Origin of the sequence: Pseudomonas sp. MWU16-30316 (assembly GCF_020515645.1) — a bacterium.
Taxonomy (GTDB): domain Bacteria; phylum Pseudomonadota; class Gammaproteobacteria; order Pseudomonadales; family Pseudomonadaceae; genus Aquipseudomonas; species Aquipseudomonas cerasi.
Genome location: NZ_JAIZAZ010000001.1, coordinates 952,517 through 968,285, shown reverse-complemented (window position 1 = coordinate 968,285; position 15,769 = coordinate 952,517). Strand labels below are relative to the sequence as shown.

The 15,769-nt window shown below is 60.2% G+C and carries 19 protein-coding genes; 9 read left to right on the top strand and 10 right to left on the bottom strand.

The genetic code is table 11. The annotated features are described in order from the left end of the window. The first annotated feature begins 49 nt into the window (after positions 1 to 49). Positions 50 to 487 carry a hypothetical protein gene (locus LCH65_RS04470; protein ID WP_003363248.1) on the top strand — a complete coding sequence of 146 codons (438 nt, stop codon included), beginning with the start codon at positions 50 to 52 and terminating at the stop codon, positions 485 to 487. Then, the gene (locus LCH65_RS04465) at positions 484 to 891 is read left to right on the top strand and encodes an META domain-containing protein (RefSeq protein ID WP_003363249.1); all 408 of its coding nucleotides are present in this window, start codon (positions 484 to 486) and stop codon (positions 889 to 891) included. The genes LCH65_RS04470 and LCH65_RS04465 overlap by 4 nt, the downstream gene beginning before the upstream one ends. A 168-nt stretch (positions 892 to 1,059) precedes the next feature. Here the strand turns inward: LCH65_RS04465 and LCH65_RS04460 are convergent, their stop codons facing one another. After that, positions 1,060 to 1,527, bottom strand: a complete 468-nt coding sequence (locus LCH65_RS04460) for a TlpA disulfide reductase family protein (RefSeq protein ID WP_058397146.1) — start codon at positions 1,525 to 1,527, stop codon at positions 1,060 to 1,062. A gap of 129 nt (positions 1,528 to 1,656) precedes the next feature. Between LCH65_RS04460 and arsC the strand changes: the two genes are divergently transcribed. The 3 genes from arsC to LCH65_RS04445 all read left to right on the top strand — a co-directional run bounded on the left by arsC (position 1,657) and on the right by LCH65_RS04445 (position 3,383). Beyond that, positions 1,657 to 2,010, top strand: a complete 354-nt coding sequence (gene arsC, locus LCH65_RS04455; RefSeq protein ID WP_003314592.1) for an arsenate reductase (glutaredoxin) — start codon at positions 1,657 to 1,659, stop codon at positions 2,008 to 2,010. After that, entirely contained in the window at positions 2,007 to 2,612 is a 606-nt protein-coding gene (gene wrbA, locus LCH65_RS04450) for an NAD(P)H:quinone oxidoreductase (protein WP_003363251.1), read from the top strand. Before arsC ends, wrbA begins: the two co-directional genes overlap by 4 nt. A gap of 99 nt (positions 2,613 to 2,711) precedes the next feature. After that, positions 2,712 to 3,383, top strand: a complete 672-nt coding sequence (locus tag LCH65_RS04445; protein WP_003363252.1) for a DNA-3-methyladenine glycosylase I — start codon at positions 2,712 to 2,714, stop codon at positions 3,381 to 3,383. A 6-nt stretch (positions 3,384 to 3,389) separates the two neighbouring features. Here LCH65_RS04445 and ttcA read toward each other — a convergent pair whose 3' ends face one another. Next, a complete protein-coding gene (ttcA, locus tag LCH65_RS04440; RefSeq protein ID WP_003363253.1) occupies positions 3,390 to 4,214 on the bottom strand; it encodes a tRNA 2-thiocytidine(32) synthetase TtcA in 825 nt (274 codons plus the stop codon). Positions 4,215 to 4,408: 194 nt separating this feature from the next. Between ttcA and LCH65_RS04435 the strand changes: the two genes are divergently transcribed. Next, complete coding sequence (locus LCH65_RS04435; protein ID WP_003434357.1) at positions 4,409 to 4,903, top strand: SprT family zinc-dependent metalloprotease; 495 nt, start codon at positions 4,409 to 4,411, stop codon at positions 4,901 to 4,903. Between the two features lie 66 nt (positions 4,904 to 4,969). Here LCH65_RS04435 and LCH65_RS04430 read toward each other — a convergent pair whose 3' ends face one another. Next, positions 4,970 to 6,322 carry a dicarboxylate/amino acid:cation symporter gene (locus LCH65_RS04430; RefSeq protein ID WP_003363255.1) on the bottom strand — a complete coding sequence of 451 codons (1,353 nt, stop codon included), beginning with the start codon at positions 6,320 to 6,322 and terminating at the stop codon, positions 4,970 to 4,972. Between the two features lie 249 nt (positions 6,323 to 6,571). Here LCH65_RS04430 and LCH65_RS26195 point away from each other — a divergent pair, with 249 nt between their 5' ends. Next, positions 6,572 to 6,703, top strand: a complete 132-nt coding sequence (locus LCH65_RS26195) for a hypothetical protein (RefSeq protein ID WP_256573027.1) — start codon at positions 6,572 to 6,574, stop codon at positions 6,701 to 6,703. 80 nt (positions 6,704 to 6,783) lie between these two features. Here the strand turns inward: LCH65_RS26195 and LCH65_RS04425 are convergent, their stop codons facing one another. The 3 genes from LCH65_RS04425 to LCH65_RS04415 are packed head-to-tail and all read right to left on the bottom strand — an operon-like array spanning position 6,784 to position 9,182. Continuing rightward, positions 6,784 to 8,130 (bottom strand): ATP-binding protein, encoded by a 1,347-nt coding sequence (locus LCH65_RS04425; RefSeq protein WP_003434355.1) that lies wholly within the window; start codon positions 8,128 to 8,130, stop codon positions 6,784 to 6,786. Next, positions 8,127 to 8,804 (bottom strand): response regulator, encoded by a 678-nt coding sequence (locus LCH65_RS04420; protein ID WP_003407750.1) that lies wholly within the window; start codon positions 8,802 to 8,804, stop codon positions 8,127 to 8,129. Before LCH65_RS04420 ends, LCH65_RS04425 begins: the two co-directional genes overlap by 4 nt. A gap of 27 nt (positions 8,805 to 8,831) precedes the next feature. Beyond that, positions 8,832 to 9,182, bottom strand: a complete 351-nt coding sequence (locus LCH65_RS04415) for a hypothetical protein (RefSeq protein WP_058397147.1) — start codon at positions 9,180 to 9,182, stop codon at positions 8,832 to 8,834. A gap of 173 nt (positions 9,183 to 9,355) precedes the next feature. Here LCH65_RS04415 and LCH65_RS04410 point away from each other — a divergent pair, with 173 nt between their 5' ends. Next, complete coding sequence (locus LCH65_RS04410) at positions 9,356 to 10,144, top strand: dienelactone hydrolase family protein (protein ID WP_003363262.1); 789 nt, start codon at positions 9,356 to 9,358, stop codon at positions 10,142 to 10,144. A gap of 114 nt (positions 10,145 to 10,258) precedes the next feature. Here the strand turns inward: LCH65_RS04410 and LCH65_RS04405 are convergent, their stop codons facing one another. After that, the gene (locus LCH65_RS04405; protein WP_058417403.1) at positions 10,259 to 10,792 is read right to left on the bottom strand and encodes a hypothetical protein; all 534 of its coding nucleotides are present in this window, start codon (positions 10,790 to 10,792) and stop codon (positions 10,259 to 10,261) included. Between the two features lie 727 nt (positions 10,793 to 11,519). On the opposite strand from LCH65_RS04405, the gene LCH65_RS04400 reads away from it, so the two are divergent. After that, on the top strand, positions 11,520 to 12,245 hold the full coding sequence (locus LCH65_RS04400) for a 4'-phosphopantetheinyl transferase superfamily protein (protein ID WP_204912394.1): 726 nt from the start codon (positions 11,520 to 11,522) through the stop codon (positions 12,243 to 12,245). Here the strand turns inward: LCH65_RS04400 and fhuF are convergent, their stop codons facing one another. Genes fhuF through LCH65_RS04385 form a run of 3 tightly spaced genes read right to left on the bottom strand, consistent with a single transcriptional unit; the run spans position 12,246 to position 15,302 of the window. After that, the gene (gene fhuF, locus LCH65_RS04395; RefSeq protein ID WP_226439189.1) at positions 12,246 to 12,992 is read right to left on the bottom strand and encodes a siderophore-iron reductase FhuF; all 747 of its coding nucleotides are present in this window, start codon (positions 12,990 to 12,992) and stop codon (positions 12,246 to 12,248) included. It abuts the gene before it with no gap. Continuing rightward, the gene (locus LCH65_RS04390; protein ID WP_122241499.1) at positions 12,950 to 14,560 is read right to left on the bottom strand and encodes an ATP-binding protein; all 1,611 of its coding nucleotides are present in this window, start codon (positions 14,558 to 14,560) and stop codon (positions 12,950 to 12,952) included. The genes fhuF and LCH65_RS04390 overlap by 43 nt, the downstream gene beginning before the upstream one ends. A 4-nt stretch (positions 14,561 to 14,564) precedes the next feature. Further along, complete coding sequence (locus LCH65_RS04385) at positions 14,565 to 15,302, bottom strand: response regulator (RefSeq protein WP_003434350.1); 738 nt, start codon at positions 15,300 to 15,302, stop codon at positions 14,565 to 14,567. Positions 15,303 to 15,769: the final 467 nt, after the last annotated feature.

Here is a 15,769-nt window from a genome sequence, read left to right as displayed (position 1 = left end):
CTCCAGCGTGGACAGAGCATGTTAGGATGCGCGCAATTTTGGAGGACCCATGGTCGAACACGATTTTCGCTACAGCATGCTCAACCCCCAGCACACGCTGACCGAATGCCGCACGCTGGCACCCGGTCGCTACCAGGTCACCGGCAACGGCGGCTCGATTCACGATAACGACCAGTTATTAGTGACCATCAAAGGCAGCAAAAGCCTGCACATGCGCCTTACCGTCGAAAAAGTCCGGCACCTGATCAACCCGCCCGGCCAGTGGATTGCGGTGGCCAAAGGCCCGGTATTCGACGAGTTGGCGATTCATCAGTGGAAAGTGAATTGCGACAGCTGCACCGCCGAACTGAACTTCGAGTTCATGGTAGAGAGCAAGCTGGGCGTCAAGGCGCAGAAACCGGCCGCTACCGCGCGCATCGCGGAGCTGGGCTGGAAAACCGAGGGCGAGAAGCATTTCTGCAAGAAGTGCCAGGAGAAAGCGGCATGAAACAGTTTGCGCTCCTGAGCCTGATCGGCGGCGCGCTGCTGGCCGGTTGTACCGCTGACACGCTGCCGATCCAGCAGGATCACAGTTATGTAACAGAGTGGATAGGCGAACGTCCGCTGATCGATAACAGTCGCTTGACCATGACGCTGGGTGCCGATGGCCGTGCGTATGGCAATGCGGGCTGCAACCACTGGTTTGCGCCCTATACGCTGAACGATCACAGCATCAGTTTCGGTCCGGTGGGCAAGACGCGCAAGATGTGCGCGCCGGCGTTGATGGAGCAGGAACAGCGCTTTATCAAGGCGATCAGCAGTGTGCAGCGCTGGGATATCTCGCCCATCGAGCAGTTGCGTCTGTGGCCAACGCAGGGCAAGCCATTGCGTTTCTGGCTGGAAGACAGCTGATGTAACTATCGTGCCGAAGCTCCGCGTAACTTGCGACGCGTAGCGTCCAGAACTGCATTCCCACGCTGGAGCGCAGGGAACGATCACTATCGTGCGACGCTCCGCGTCGCATGCCGTTCTGGACGCTCCGCGTCCTCTTTCGACGCAGAGCGCCCAGAACCGATCTGATCACCCCTCACCGCGCAACGTCTTGAGCTTCTGGATCACGGTGGCGGCTGACTGCTCGCCGAGCAGTTGCTCGCGCATTTTGCCCTTGTCGTCGATGATATAGGTCACCGGCAGTGCCTCGGAGGGCGGCAGGCTGTATTGCTCGGCCGGGTCCTGGGCGAGCACGGTGAATTTGATGCCCAGTGCATTGGCAGCGCTTTTCAGCTCGTCGCCCTGCAGGTTGTCGAAGTTGACCCCCAGCACGGTGACCTTCTTGTCCTTGAGCTGCTCGGACAATGCATTGAACTCAGGAACCTCGGTACGGCAAGGGCCACACCATTCGGCCCAGTAGTTGACCACCAGCCAGTGCCCTTTGATGCGTTCGCTGGCGACCTTCTGGCCATTCTGATCTGTGCCCAGGTCCACGCCACATCCGCTGAGCAGCAAACTGCCGAAAAGTATTACCGCTGCTGTTAATCGCCTTACCATTTGCCTGTTTCCTCGCCCCGTTCAACCTGCAATTACTTATACCCAAGCCACGACTATTGACCATCTGATATGTCGGACAGTGCCATCGCTGGTTAGAATACGCCACCCCACACAAGATGCGACGTGCAAATGACCGATCTGACGCTGTATCACAACCCGCGCTGCAGCAAGTCCCGCGGCGCGCTGGAACTGCTTCAGGCCCGCGGCCTGACGCCGGACATCGTCCTGTACCTGGAAACCCCGCCCGACGCCGACCGTGTGCGCGACCTGCTCGGCAAGCTGGGCATCGGTGCCCGGCAACTGCTGCGTACCGGCGAGGACGATTACAAGCAGCTCAATCTGGCCGACCCGAGCCTGAGCGACGAGCAACTGATCGCCGCCATGGCCGCTCACCCCAAACTGATCGAACGACCGATTCTGGTCGCTGGCGACAAGGCTGTCATTGGCCGCCCACCCGAGAACATTCTGGAGCTGCTGCCGTGAGCACACCCTACATTCTGGTCCTTTATTACAGCCGCAACGGCTCCACCAGCGAAATGGCCCGGCAGGTTGCCCGCGGCATCGAACTGGGCGGCATGGAAGCACGGCTGCGCACCGTACCTGCCGTTTCCGCCGACTGCGAAGCGACCGCCCCCGAGATTCCGGAAAGCGGTGCGCTGTACGCGACCCTCGACGACCTGAAAAACTGCTCCGGCTTGGCGCTGGGCAGCCCGACACGCTTCGGCAACATGGCCGCGCCGCTGAAATACTTCCTCGACGGCACCAGCAACCTGTGGCTGACCGGCGCACTGGTCGGCAAACCCGCTGGCGTCTTTACCTCCACCGCCAGCCTGCACGGTGGTCAGGAAACCACGTTGATGTCGATGCTGCTGCCGCTGCTGCACCACGGCATGCTGATCATGGGCCTGCCCTACAGCGAATCGGCGCTGCTGGAAACCACCGGGGGTGGCACGCCCTACGGTCCCAGCCATCACGCCGGTGCCGATGGCAAGCGCGCGCTGGACCGTCATGAAACCGACCTGTGCCGCGCGCTGGGCCAGCGTCTGGCCAAGACCGCAGTGCAACTGGACGCGCCGCGCAGCTGAATCGGCAGAGCGCCGGATGCTTTCAGTTAAATCGTAAACTTGCAGGGCAAGGGTCGGTCTGAACCCTTGTCCTGCCTGTTGAATTTCTTTGGAGAACCGATGCACGACTACAAATGGCTGAACGAGTATTGCCTGAATCGATTCGGCTCCGCCAAAGCTCTGGAAGCTCATCTGCCCTCCCCCAAAACACCCAAACAACTGCAAGCCATCAGCGCCGACCGCTATCTGTCGACCATGGCCCTGCGGGTTTTCCGCGCAGGCCTGAAACACAGCCTGGTGGACGCCAAGTGGCCAGCGTTCGAAGAAGTGTTCTTTCGCTTCGACCCGGAGAAAGTCGTGCTGATGGGCGCCGATCACCTGGAACGGCTGATGCAGGACGCGCGCATCATTCGTCATCTGGGCAAGCTCAAGAGCGTGCCGCGCAATGCACAACTGATTCTGGACATCGAGCAGGAGCATGGCAGTTTCGGCAAGTTCATCGCTGAGTGGCCAGTCGATAACATCACAGGCCTGTGGCAGTACATCGCCAAACACGGTAACCAGATGGGCGGCCTGTCAGCGCCGCGCTTTCTGCGCATGATCGGCAAGGACACCTTCATTCCGACCTGGGATGTGGTTGCCGCCCTGAACGCGCAGGATATCGTCGACCGTGTACCAAGCAGCAAACGCGATCAGGCGATCGTGCAGGACGTCTTCAACCAGTGGCACGCAGAAAGCGGTCGGCCGATGTGCCAGCTGTCAGCCATGCTGGCGTTCACCGTCAACCACTGAGTGCCGTCAGAGATTGACCACATTGACGAACCGCGACGCAGCGGTTTCGTCGATGCGCAGGTTGCTGAAATCGAACAGGTTGCGGTCGGCCAACTGCGAGGGCTGCACGTTCTGCAGGGCGCGGAAGATGCTCTCCGTCCGGCCTGGCGTCTTGCGCTCCCAGTCCTGCAGCATCTCCTTGACCACCTGACGCTGCAGGTTCTCCTGCGAGCCGCACAGGTTGCACGGGATGATCGGAAACTGTTTGAAATCCGAATAGGCCTGAATGTCCTTTTCATGGCAGTACGCCAACGGACGAATCACCACGTTGCGGCCGTCATCGGCCCGCAGCTTGGGCGGCATGGCCTTCAATGAGCCATTGAAGAACATATTGAGAAAGAATGTCTCGACGATGTCGTCGCGATGGTGCCCGAGCGCCATCTTGGTGGCACCGATCTCGTCCGCGAAAGTGTAAAGCGTGCCGCGACGCAGCCGTGAACACAGCGAGCAGGTGGTCTTGCCTTCGGGGATCAATTCCTTGACCACTGAATACGTGTCTTTCTCGACGATGTGGTACTCGATACCCAGTTCTTTCAGGTAGGCAGGCAGCACGTGCTCAGGGAAGCCGGGCTGCTTCTGGTCCATGTTGACCGCCACGATGTCGAACTTGATCGGCGCGACCTTCTGCAAGTGCATCAGCACATCGAGCATGGTGTAACTGTCCTTGCCGCCGGACAGGCAGACCATGACCTTGTCACCCTCTTCGATCATGTTGAAGTCGGCAACCGCTTCGCCGGCCAGCCGACGCAGACGTTTCTGCAGTTTGTTCTGATTGACTGAAAGGGTGCCCATGTATGGAAATATCCGCTGACGGTAGCTTGAGAAAAGCCGGACATTTTACCCGTAACCGACCATTGGTTAAATATGCTGCGCTCTTACTGTTCAGACAGGCGACCACACTGGATCAAAAATGACCACCGGGCGGCTGGCGTGTTCAGAGCTTAGCCACATTGCGGCATACTTGGCGCACTGGAGAACCCCACAGCATGCCCGAACAACTCAATTCACGCGTCGAGACCTGTTACCAACAAGCCGAAGCCTTCTTCAAGCGCACCTTCAAACGCCCGGTGGTCAGTTTCCAGTTGCGCGGTCAGAAGGCCGGTGTCGCTCATCTGCATGAAAACCTGTTGCGCTTCAACCCGCAGCTCTACAAGGAAAACGCCGAAGACTTCCTGCGCCAGACCGTGCCCCACGAGGTTGCGCACCTGATTGCCCACCAGTTGTTCGGTGGCAGCATTCAGCCACACGGCGAAGAATGGCAATTGATCATGCGCGGCGTCTATGAGCTGCCGCCCAATCGCTGCCATACCTATGCGATCAAACGGCGCAGTGTGATCCGTTACATCTACCGCTGCCCGTGCCCCGACAGCGACTTTCCGTTCACCGCGCAGCGTCACGGCATGGTCCGCAAGGGACGGCGCTACCTGTGCCGTCGCTGCCGCGAGCCTCTGGTGTTCAGCGGCGAGACGCGCACGGAATAATCCTCCGGCAAACTGCAGGCATAAAAAAACCCATCCGAAGATGGGTTTTTTATGGCCTGAAGGTTATCAGACGGTCTTGGTGGTGTTCACCGCAGCCGCTGGGGTCGGGCCTTCGGCAACGCCGAGGTCGTCTTCAGGACGGGTTTCCAGAATGGCAGAGCCACCGGAAGCCAGCTCGGACTGCAGCTTGTCGGTGTCCAGCTCGCCGACCCACTTGGCAACCACAACGGTAGCAACAGCGTTACCGACCAGGTTGGTCAGGGCGCGGGCTTCGGACATGAAGCGGTCGATACCCAGAATCAGCGCCAGACCGGCAACCGGCAGGTGGCCTACAGCCGACAGGGTCGCAGCCAGTACGATGAAGCCGCTACCGGTTACGCCGGCAGCACCTTTGGACGACAGCAGCAACACCAGCAACAGGGTGATCTGGTGCGTGATGTCCATGTGCGTGTTGGTCGCCTGAGCGATGAACACGGCAGCCATGGTCAGGTAGATCGACGTACCGTCCAGGTTGAACGAGTAGCCCGTCGGGATAACCAGACCAACCACAGACTTCTTGGCACCCAGGCGCTCCATCTTGATCAGCATGCGCGGCAGGGCCGATTCCGAAGAAGAAGTACCCAGTACGATCAACAGCTCTTCACGGATGTAGCGAATCAGCTTGAAGATGCTGAAGCCGTGAGCGCGGGCGATCGCGCCCAGTACAAACACGATGAACAGAACGCAGGTGATGTAGAAGCAGATCATCAACTGACCCAGCTGCACCAGCGAGCTGACGCCATAGGCACCAATGGTGAAGGCCATGGCACCGAACGCACCCAGCGGGGCCAGTTTCATGATCATGTTGATGATGTTGAACATCACGTGGGCGAAGCGATCGATGAAGTCCAGAACCGGCTTGCCGTAGGCACCCAGGCGATGCAGCGCGAAGCCGAAGATCACCGAGAACATCAGCACTTGCAGGATATCGCCGTTGGCAAACGCGCCGACGATGGTGTTCGGAATCACGTTAAGGATAAAGCCGACGATGCTCTGATCCTGACCGGCAGTGACGTAGGCGGCGATCTTCGAAGCGTCGAGCGTGCTGACGTCGATGTTCATACCGACACCCGGCTGAACCACGTTGACCACGATCAGACCGATCAGCAGGGCGATGGTCGAAACGATCTCGAAGTACAGCAGCGCGTAGCCGCCGGTCTTGCCGACCGACTTCATGCTCTGCATGCCGGCGATGCCGCTGACAACGGTACAGAAGATGATCGGGGCAATGACCATCTTGATCAGTTTGATGAACCCGTCACCCAGCGGTTTTAACGCCTTGCCGGTGTCCGGATAGAAGTGACCGATCAGGATACCGATGACAATCGCTACGATTACCTGAAAATAGAGGGATTTGTAGATGGGCTGACGAGTCGTCATTGCAGTTTTCCTCAAGGGCGTCGTCGGCATCTTCACCTGATGCACGCGAGCCTATAAAGCGCTAACCCTCCTGCACTGGAGGGATTTGTTTTGTCGAGCTGCGCAAGGCAGGCCTCTGCCATGTAGGTAGCAATACGCGTGCCATAGAATCATTTTGATATCAAAACCCCGCAATACAAGGCGCACACTGGTAACGGAAGTAGGGATTCCACAAGAGAGGTGGCGGTTTTCCGCCGTATGGTGGGAAAAATGCGCACACAGTGGCGGGTATCCGCCTTTTTTCTGTGGCGACTGGAGTGCTCGGTGACGCGCAAAGGTGTGACGCAGAGCGTCATCAACGGCATTGCCACGCTGGAGCATGAGGAGCGACAGGTGTGTTAACACTATCGTGCCAATGCTCCGCGTTGGCACGCCGTTATGGACGCTCTGCGTCCGCTCTTGAAACTGGGGCGAACACACCCTCACTGCGCCAGAAAATGAATCCTGAACGCCGCGCCACCCAATGGGGAATCGCCCAGCGTCAGTTGCGCGCCGTAGCTTTCGATGATGTCCTTGACCACCGCCAGGCCGATGCCTTGCCCGGGGTTCTGGCGGTCCAGCCGTTCGCCGCGTTCGAGAATGCGGGCACGCTGACTCTGCGGGACGCCGGGGCCGTCGTCTTCGACGCACAGTTCATCGCCGTCCGCTGAGCGGGTAAAGCTGACGCGCACTTCGCTCAGGCACAGCCGATAGGCGTTTTCCAGCAGGTTGCCGAGCATTTCCAGCAGCGCGCCCTCCTCCATGTGCACCTGGCAGTGCTCGGGGAGGTCCAGCGTGGCCTTGACCTGTTTGTCGCGATACACCTTGTCCAGCGTGTTGCACAGGCTTTCGACCACAGGCCGCAACATCACGTGATGGCGCACCAGACCGCTTTTGCGCAGGCTGGCCCGCTGCAGTTGATAGCCGATCTGCTGGCTCATGCGTTCGATCTGCGATTGCAGCACCCACGCCTGCTCGACATCCTCGGGACGCTTGGCGATGTTCTCGCTTACGCCCTGCAAGACCGCCAGTGGGGTTTTCAGGCTATGCGCCAGGTCATCCAGAGAATCGCGGTAACGTATCCGTTGCTCCCGCTCGCTGCGCAACAGGCGGTTGAGCGAATCGGTCAGGCGCAGCAGTTCGCTGGGGTGTTCTTCGCTGAGGCTGTCGCGCGCACCGGCTTCCACTTGATCCAGTTCCTGGCTCAAGCCGCGCAAGGCCCGCAGCCCCCAGGTCAGGCCCATCCACAGCAACCCGAGCAGCACCGCCAGTGCTGCGCCAAAGCCCAGATAGAGCTTGCGACGCAAACCGTCGATGGTTTCCTGATAGCCGCGCAACGGCTGCACGGCAACGATACTGAACGCGGCATTGCGCCCGCCGAGCAGCCGGATCTCGACGTCATAGACGAAATACTCATCGCCATTGATTTCCTTGATCTTGGTGAACTCGCTGCCCTGCCCGTCGTATTGCGGGCGGTAGTCGATGTTTTCGCCTTCGGTCGACAACGAGCGCCAGACCATCTGCCCCTGGCGGTTATAGATGTAACCCAGCAGTCGGCTGCCGGGCAGATTGAATTGTTCGCCCGGCAACACTGAGGGCATCAACAGATGGTCGTTTTCGACGCGAGCCGCCGAAATCATGGTCGTTACATCAGAAGCCAGGCGTTGCTCGATCGCTCCGCGCAGCGCCAGGCTGAACGCCCCCTGCAGTGCAGGCAGCATCAGCAGCATGAAGATCACCGCCAGCGTGGCGGCACCCAGCATCAGGCGCAGGCGAAGCGAACGAATCACGTACAGCGCTCATTGAACAGATAGCCCATGCCGCGCACGGTTTCGATAGGTTTGAAGGCCACGCTGCTGTCCAGTTTGCGACGCAGACGACCGACCAACACTTCGATCACGTTCGGGTCGCGCTCGTCGTCATCGGGGTACAGCTGCTCCATCAGGCGCTCCTTGGGCACCACTTGCTGATGATGGAGCATCAGGTACTCGAGAATACGGTATTCGTAGGCCGTCAGCGCCAAGGGCTGCTCGGCCAGGGCGGCGTGCTTGCGATTGAGGTCCAGCAACAGCGGGCCAGCCGTGATGGTTGACTGGATGAAGCCGCTGGAACGCCGTAACAAGGCATTCAGCCGTGCCTCCAGCTCTTCGAACTGGAAGGGTTTGACCACGTAGTCGTCAGCACCGGCAGCCAGGCCTTCGACCTTGTCCTGCCAGTTGCCACGCGCGGTCAGAATCAGAATCGGAAACGCCTTGCCCAATGTGCGCAGCTGGCGAATCAGGTCCAGGCCGCCGATGCCCGGCAGGCCCAGGTCGATCACCGCCAGGTCGTGATTGAATTGCGCGACCTGATACAACGCCTCTTCAGCGTTGGCCACCGCTTCCACCACATGCCCGGCTTCGGTCAGACGGGTTCGCAGGTGGTGGCGCAGCAGCGCTTCATCCTCAACTACCAACAACTTCATGCAGCTCTCCCAGGCACAATCGCAGCCTCAAGACAAAGAATGAAACGACATCGTCGCATCAGTACTCAACAGGCGGGCGCTGACGGGCACGTGCTGTGTCACATCATAGCTGCCCAGCAGGATTTCGCGGCTGACAGGCGCACCATTGTGAGTGCCCGTCAGGCTGCCGTAAACCGGTGGCGAATAAAGCGTCCCCGCCGAGACGTTGGAATACGCCTGCTCCCCGAGCGCGTGTCCCCAGCTGTTGGTATCGTCAAGCCTTTCGCTGGTCTTGCTGAACTCGATACGGGCCACGTCAAGCCGACCATCACCCGCCTGCACCGCAGCACTGCCGCCCAGGAAAGCCAGGGCCAGGAAAAACTTGTTGAGATTCAACATATCGACTCCTTTTGCGCTCGGGGACGCTGTCAAGGTATGGGCCAACAGTAATCGCGCCGGGCTGAACCCCAACTGAACACTGCATGAACCGGCGCTGAACAGTCATCCGCACCCTGTGCAGCAGAATCGGCTATCGTTGTTTGCCACTTCAAAACATCAACAAGGAGCTGACCATGCGTGTGTGGATTGCAATGATCATGATGGGCCTGACCGGCCTCGCCCAGGCGGCGATCAAGACCGAGCAGATCGATTATAAAAGTGCCGACGGCACCAAGCTGGTGGGCTATTACGCTTACGACGACGCGGTAAAAGGCCCGCGCCCTGGCGTTCTGGTGGTTCATGAATGGTGGGGCCTGAACGACTACGCCAAGCGCCGCGCTCGCGATCTGGCTGCACTGGGTTACAGCGCAATGGCCATCGATATGTACGGCGAAGGCAAGAACACCGAGCACCCGAAGGACGCGATGGCCTTCATGCAGGCCGCGTTGAAGGACAGCGATGCCGCAGACAAGCGTTTTGACGCCGGGCTGGAGCAATTGAAGCAGCAGCCTCAGACCGATCCGAAAAAGATCGCCGCGATCGGTTACTGCTTCGGCGGCAAGATCGTGCTCGACGCGGCACGCCGCGATGAGCCGCTGCTGGGCGTGGTGAGTTTCCACGGCGCACTGGTCACCAACACCCCGGCGAAACCGGGTATCAAGGTGCCAATGCTGGTCGAACACGGCGCCAAGGACAGCATGGTCACCCCTGAAAACGTCACCGCGTTCAAGAAGGAAATGGACGACGCCAAGGCCGACTACAAATTCGTCAGCATCGACGGCGCCAAACACGGCTTCACCAACCCCGACGCCGACCGCCTCAGCCACGGCGAGCACGGCGGCCCGGACATCGGCTACGACAAGGCTGCCGATGAGAGCTCCTGGGCGGACATGAAAGTGTTTTTCAAAAAGATATTTGGTTGAGCGATAACTGAAACTCCGCGTCCGCCCGAAACGGGGAGGACGCGGAGCGTCCAGAAAGGCATGCGACGCGGAGCGACGCACGATAGTTGAGGTCATCGCTCCGCACGCTATGCGTCAATACCAGCGCTGAATATCGATCAAACCGCGCTGCCCCTCATAATCGCGAGCGCTGGAGTACCTCCAGTGCTCACCGATGTCCACATAGCCTCTCTTTACCGGGTTGTGGTGAATGTAATCGAGCTTCTGCCGCATAACCGCTTCATTCCACACCAGCTCCGCATGAGCCCCTTCCTGCCAGACCTGATACACCCTGTCACTCTTGTGCAGACGCTTGACGAATCGCAGACGCTCCAGCGTGCTCTCGGCGTTGGCGTTCTTAAGTGCTTCGATTATCTGTCGAGCCGTAAATGACTTGAAACTACTCACACATTTGTCCAAGGCGGGCGCTTGGGCCACGAAGTGCAAATGGTTTTCCAGTACGACATACCCGAAGAGCTGCAGTCCTTGATGAGCCTGTTGGTAGCGCCAGGCGTTGAACAGAATGTCTACCAGAACAGGCCGGGTAAAAAGCGGTAACCACTCCACCACCGTGCACGTCAGGAAATGAGGCTTCTCAGGTTCGGTGATGGTGTATCTACTCCGGCCCATGTGTTCATCCTTGAATCATCAGAGCCGTGAAAAGTACCTTCCGACCGAGTACGTGGAAATAATGAAAGTGTGACCAGTTTTTTGCTATGCACCGCCAAGAGGACGCAGAGCGCCCGGAAAGGCATGCGACGCAGAGCGTCGCACGATAGTTGCGATGATCGTTCCTCACGCTCCAGCGTGGGAATGCAGTTCTCGACGCTCTGCGTCGCAAGAGGACGCAGAGCGTCCGGAAAGGCATGCGACGCGGAGTGCCGCACGGTAGTTGCGATGATCGTTCTTCACGCTCCAGCGTGGGAATGCCGTTCTCGACGCTCTGCGTCGCCGAGAGGACGCGGAGCGTCCGGAAAGGCATGCGGCGCGGAGTGCCGCACGATAGTTGCGATGATCGTTCCTCACGCTCCAGCGTGGGAATGCAGTTCTCGACGCTCTGCGTCGCAAGAGGACGCAGAGCGTCCGGAAAGGCATGCGACGCGGAGCGACGCACGATAGTTGTGGTGATCGTTCCTCACGCTCCTGCGTGGGAATGCCGTTCTCGACGCTCTGCGTCGCCAAGAGGACGCAGAGCGTCCGGAAAGGCATGCGACGCGGAGCGCCGCACGATAGTTGCGATGATCGTTCCTCACGCTCCAGCGTGGGAATGCAGGTCTCGACGCTCTGCGTCGTCAAGAGGACGCAGATGTTACCAGTGCCCTTCCCTCCAACCCATTCCCCCGGCAAAATGCCGCCCATGACTCGACTATCCGACCTCCCCATCTGCTGCCCGGAACTGATCCGGCATTGGCCGTTGCCACAAGCCTTGCCGGGAGCAGTGCTGGTGAGTGGACATTTTGATCCGCTCAAGCTGGTCGACGGCGACTTTCAGCGTTGTGAGCTGCAAATGCCGGCCAGCATTCAGCGTTCGGTGGCCAAGCGTCAGACTGAATTCCTCGCCGGTCGTCTCTGCGCCCGTGAAGCCATGCGTCAGCTGGATGGCCGCTTACATGTTCCGGTGGTGGGGGAAGACCGCGCGCCAATCTGGCCCGCTGATATCTGTGGTTCGATCACTCACAGCACCGGCTGGGCTGCCGCCGTGGTGGCGCACAAGCAGCAGTGGCGCGGGTTGGGGCTGGACACGGAAAACCTGCTGAGCCACGACCGCGCCTCACGCCTGGCCGGGGAGATTCTGACGGCGGCCGAGCTGGCAGAGATGGCGGCGGGTCCGGAAGATCAGATCGCACTGCGCGTGACCCTGACCTTTTCGATCAAGGAAGCGCTGTTCAAGGCGCTCTACCCCATCGTGCACAAGCGCTTCTACTTCGAAGACGCGCAACTGCTGGAATGGTCCGCCGACGGCCGAGCACGGCTACAGCTGCTGATCGACCTGTCCAGCGAGTGGCATGCGGGCAAGGAGCTGGACGGTCAGTTCAGTGTGCAGGACGATCACCTGTTGAGCCTGGTTGCCGTCGAAGGTTGATCAGCCGGGCAGCGGACAATGTTCGCAACGCCCAACCCACTCGACCCGATGACTCAAACAGCACACACGCCGTTGCCTGCGTGGTTCGCCGCCCTGCGCCTGCGGCAGATAACGCACTGCCTGAAACAGAGGATTGGCGCGCCCGTCCGGCCTTTTCTTCTCGCTTAACAGCGCCAGCCCCGCAGCCAGCGACACATCACTGCACGTGGCCAGTTGAGCAAGGCAGCCCTCCAGATAATCCCCGGCGCTGCTCCATAACACCGCGGCAGGCAGTCCGCCATAAGCGCTCAGCGATGCAATGAAGGGCTGAAGATTGTCATCGAGCAATCCGGCAAAGCGCTGAAACGGATCAACCGACATACCCCGCCAGACGCGTCCCTCCTCCGCCAGCCTGACGCCGTTCGGCACGCCGCGCTCATCCAGCGCCAGCGCTACCTGCTCAAGCTGCAACGGCCAATGCCAGTCATGCACCAGGCCGGCCACCAGCACCGGCGGAATCAGTTGCATGAAGTAAAACTTGGCCCACTGCGACACCAGCACCGGCAATTGACCGGGCATCAGTTGCGGCCCGTAAACAGTCAGCAGCATCTGATCAAGACGCTCGGGTTGCAGCAGATCAGGCAACGTCACTACCGGGCGCGCATCATCCGCCGTCAGCAACGTCCGCCCGAACTGCGCAAATGGCCCGACAAACAACGGCAATCTCAACGCGGCACCTGCGTGCGCGGCCAGGACAGGCTGAAGCACGCCCCGCCCAGGCTGACGCTATGCCCGATCAGCGCACGACCTTCATGCCAATGGATGATCCGCCGCACGATCGACAAGCCCAGCCCATGCCCGCCCGAGGCTCGGGTGCGGCTGTCATCGATGCGCATGAACGGTGTGAAAATCTGTTCCCACGCCTGTTCCGGAACGCCAGGACCATCGTCGTCCACGTCGATACGGCACTGCTGCGCCTCCAGCCGATAGCTGATGCGCACCTCGCTCTCGGCATGGCGCAGCGCATTGCTCACCAGGTTCTGCACCGCGCGGTGCAGGTAGCGCGGCTCGCCCTCGACCCAGGCAGCCTCTCCCTCTTCGGCCCTCAGGCATTCGCCGCGCGAAACCCGTACGTCGGCGCGCAATGGCGCCAGTTCGGCGATCACCTGATCAATCAGCGCATCCAGATCGACACGCTGGAAATTCAGGATCGGCGCGCCCTGCTCAAGACGCGCGTAGGTGAGCATCTCATCGACCAGCTTGTCGAGGTCCTGGATATCGCTGTCCATGCCGCGCATGTATTTGCGCCGCGCCTCGGGAGTGGCGGCGTCGCTGACCATCTCCAGACCGAAACGCAGCCGCGCCACCGGCGTGCGCAGTTCGTGAGACACCGCGCGCACCAGTTCGCGCTGGATCATCAATGAGCGTTGCAGGTGTTCGGCCATGCTGTTGAACGCCGCCGCCACACGCCCCACCGAGTCGGAGCCCTCGGTCGGCACGCGGGTGTGCAGGCTGCCTTGGGCAATCTGCGTGGCGGCCGCCTCCAGCTCCAGCACCCGTCGCTCCAGACGCCGCACCAGCAAGTACACCACCAGACCGATCAGACACAGGCCCATCAAGGCGATCAGCAACAGCCAATGCAGCGGATAAGGGTTCATCTGGTACAGCGGACCGATTTCCAGCACCCAGTTGGTGTCGACGATCCCGGCCAGCACGCGGATCGAATCGCCGCCCTTGCCCAGCGCCATGACCGTATCGCCCTCATAGACGCGGCGGCGCTGGTCATCGTCCAGATCCGCCTGATCCAGCGCCAGCAGGTGCAGGTCGAAACCGAATCCCTTGTCGCTGCGCAGGGCCTGCAGCCGCGCCGGTTGCTCGTCGACCGGAAAGCGCACCAGTTCATCGATCAGCAGGTAGATAGTGGCTCTCGCCAATTGTTCGGTGATCTGCTGCACTTCGCCGGTCAGCAACAGCGGCTCCTTGTCGCTCAACTGACGATAAACCCTGGCAGCGTGCGGCCCGATCTGTTCGACCACCACCTTGCCGCGCGCCAGTTGGCCCAGTGCGCTGCTGTCGAGGTGAGCCTGCTCAAGACTTTGCAGGCTCAGGGGAATCCCCAGCAGGCGCTCCCAGATCGCCAGGGCGCGGCGCCGTTCGATGCCATCGAGCGGCACCAGATTGTCGGCCATGATCGTAAAGGTGCCGTGAGCCAAGCGCTCGCGATACTGCTCGCCGCGCGACTGATTGAGCACATGCAGGGCCAGCACGCCAAGCAGCGCGACCAGCACCAACACGCCAAGCACACCACCGTAGATGCGCAGAAAGATCGAATTCATCAGGTCATCCGCTGAACACGTGGCCGCTCATGTCCTGCGCCGCTTCGGGCACAAACAGATAGCCCTTGCTGCGCACGGTCTTGATCAGACGCGGATGAATGGGATCGTCGCCGATTTTCGGGCGGATACGTGAGATACGCACATCGATGGAGCGATCCTGCCCGTCGTACCCCACACCGCGCAACGCGGTGAATATCTCTTCGCGGGACAGCGTGCGCCCGGCGTTGGCCACCAGCAGCCACAGCAGGTCGAACTCGGCACCGGTCAGTTCGATGCTCTGCTCGCGCAGCCAGGCCTCACGCAGTGCGTTGTCCACCACCAACGGACCGAACACCAGACGGCGCAGCTCGGCAGCCGGCACCTGCGGCGCTTCACTGCGGCGCAGCAGGGCTTTGATACGCGCCAACAACACGCGCGGATGCACCGGTTTGCAGACGAAATCGTCGGCGCCGGTGTCGAGCCCTTCTATATGGTCGGTATCATCGGTGCGCGCGGTGAGCATCAGAATCGGCCCGTCGTAGCGGTCACGTACGCTGCGGCAGATGCTGAAACCGTCCTCGCCGGGCAGCATCAGGTCGAGGATCACCAGATCCGGCTGCTCGGCGATGATCCGCGCCGCCGCCAGCGCGCCGTCGCCTTCGATGCTCACGCGCAGACCGTGGCTCTGCAGGTAATCGCTGGTCAGTTCGGCCAGTCGCTGGTCATCCTCGACGATCAGCACGTGCCAGGTATGTGGCTCCACAGCAATCTTCCTTGTCGTTATCGAGCGCTTTTTGTTTTTGAAATGCAGGGGTTGCGGCACCACGTCGCAGGCGAGTGTAGCAACCCTTGCGCGGATCACACGACACCGCACGCGGCATAGCACATGACATGCCAGAACGGCCTTTCAGCTGTGTTTTTTTGTGATAGGGTTCGCGCCCTTAAAAATCAGCAGTGCCTCACCAGTGCCTACAGAAAACGGTGACAAACGGTCACGATCCAGTAGTTATGCGGCCTACACGCAAGGTGTGCGATTCATACACAAACTACACACACTTTATCCACAAGCGGTGCGTTGCAATTCATGTCCAAAACGCATTATCTTGTAGCCCGGCGACGAGACACACCCTACATGTGGGGTTTTGAATAAAAACGCCAGCACAACTCAAATGGGAAATTCAAGCATTTTTGTTGCGTCTGAGGGGTTGAACTTCAAGCCAGTTTAGGCAC

Coding starts and splice junctions, on each gene's coding strand:
- LCH65_RS04470 (WP_003363248.1), top strand. CDS start 50: ATGGTCGAACACGATTTTCGCTACAGCATGCTCAACCCCCAGCACACG.
- LCH65_RS04465 (WP_003363249.1), top strand. CDS start 484: ATGAAACAGTTTGCGCTCCTGAGCCTGATCGGCGGCGCGCTGCTGGCC.
- LCH65_RS04460 (WP_058397146.1), bottom strand. CDS start 1,527: ATGGTAAGGCGATTAACAGCAGCGGTAATACTTTTCGGCAGTTTGCTG.
- arsC (WP_003314592.1), top strand. CDS start 1,657: ATGACCGATCTGACGCTGTATCACAACCCGCGCTGCAGCAAGTCCCGC.
- LCH65_RS04445 (WP_003363252.1), top strand. CDS start 2,712: ATGCACGACTACAAATGGCTGAACGAGTATTGCCTGAATCGATTCGGC.
- ttcA (WP_003363253.1), bottom strand. CDS start 4,214: ATGGGCACCCTTTCAGTCAATCAGAACAAACTGCAGAAACGTCTGCGT.
- LCH65_RS04435 (WP_003434357.1), top strand. CDS start 4,409: ATGCCCGAACAACTCAATTCACGCGTCGAGACCTGTTACCAACAAGCC.
- LCH65_RS04430 (WP_003363255.1), bottom strand. CDS start 6,322: ATGACGACTCGTCAGCCCATCTACAAATCCCTCTATTTTCAGGTAATC.
- LCH65_RS26195 (WP_256573027.1), top strand. CDS start 6,572: ATGCGCACACAGTGGCGGGTATCCGCCTTTTTTCTGTGGCGACTGGAG.
- LCH65_RS04420 (WP_003407750.1), bottom strand. CDS start 8,804: ATGAAGTTGTTGGTAGTTGAGGATGAAGCGCTGCTGCGCCACCACCTG.
- LCH65_RS04415 (WP_058397147.1), bottom strand. CDS start 9,182: ATGTTGAATCTCAACAAGTTTTTCCTGGCCCTGGCTTTCCTGGGCGGC.
- LCH65_RS04410 (WP_003363262.1), top strand. CDS start 9,356: ATGCGTGTGTGGATTGCAATGATCATGATGGGCCTGACCGGCCTCGCC.
- LCH65_RS04405 (WP_058417403.1), bottom strand. CDS start 10,792: ATGGGCCGGAGTAGATACACCATCACCGAACCTGAGAAGCCTCATTTC.
- LCH65_RS04400 (WP_204912394.1), top strand. CDS start 11,520: ATGACTCGACTATCCGACCTCCCCATCTGCTGCCCGGAACTGATCCGG.
- LCH65_RS04390 (WP_122241499.1), bottom strand. CDS start 14,560: ATGAATTCGATCTTTCTGCGCATCTACGGTGGTGTGCTTGGCGTGTTG.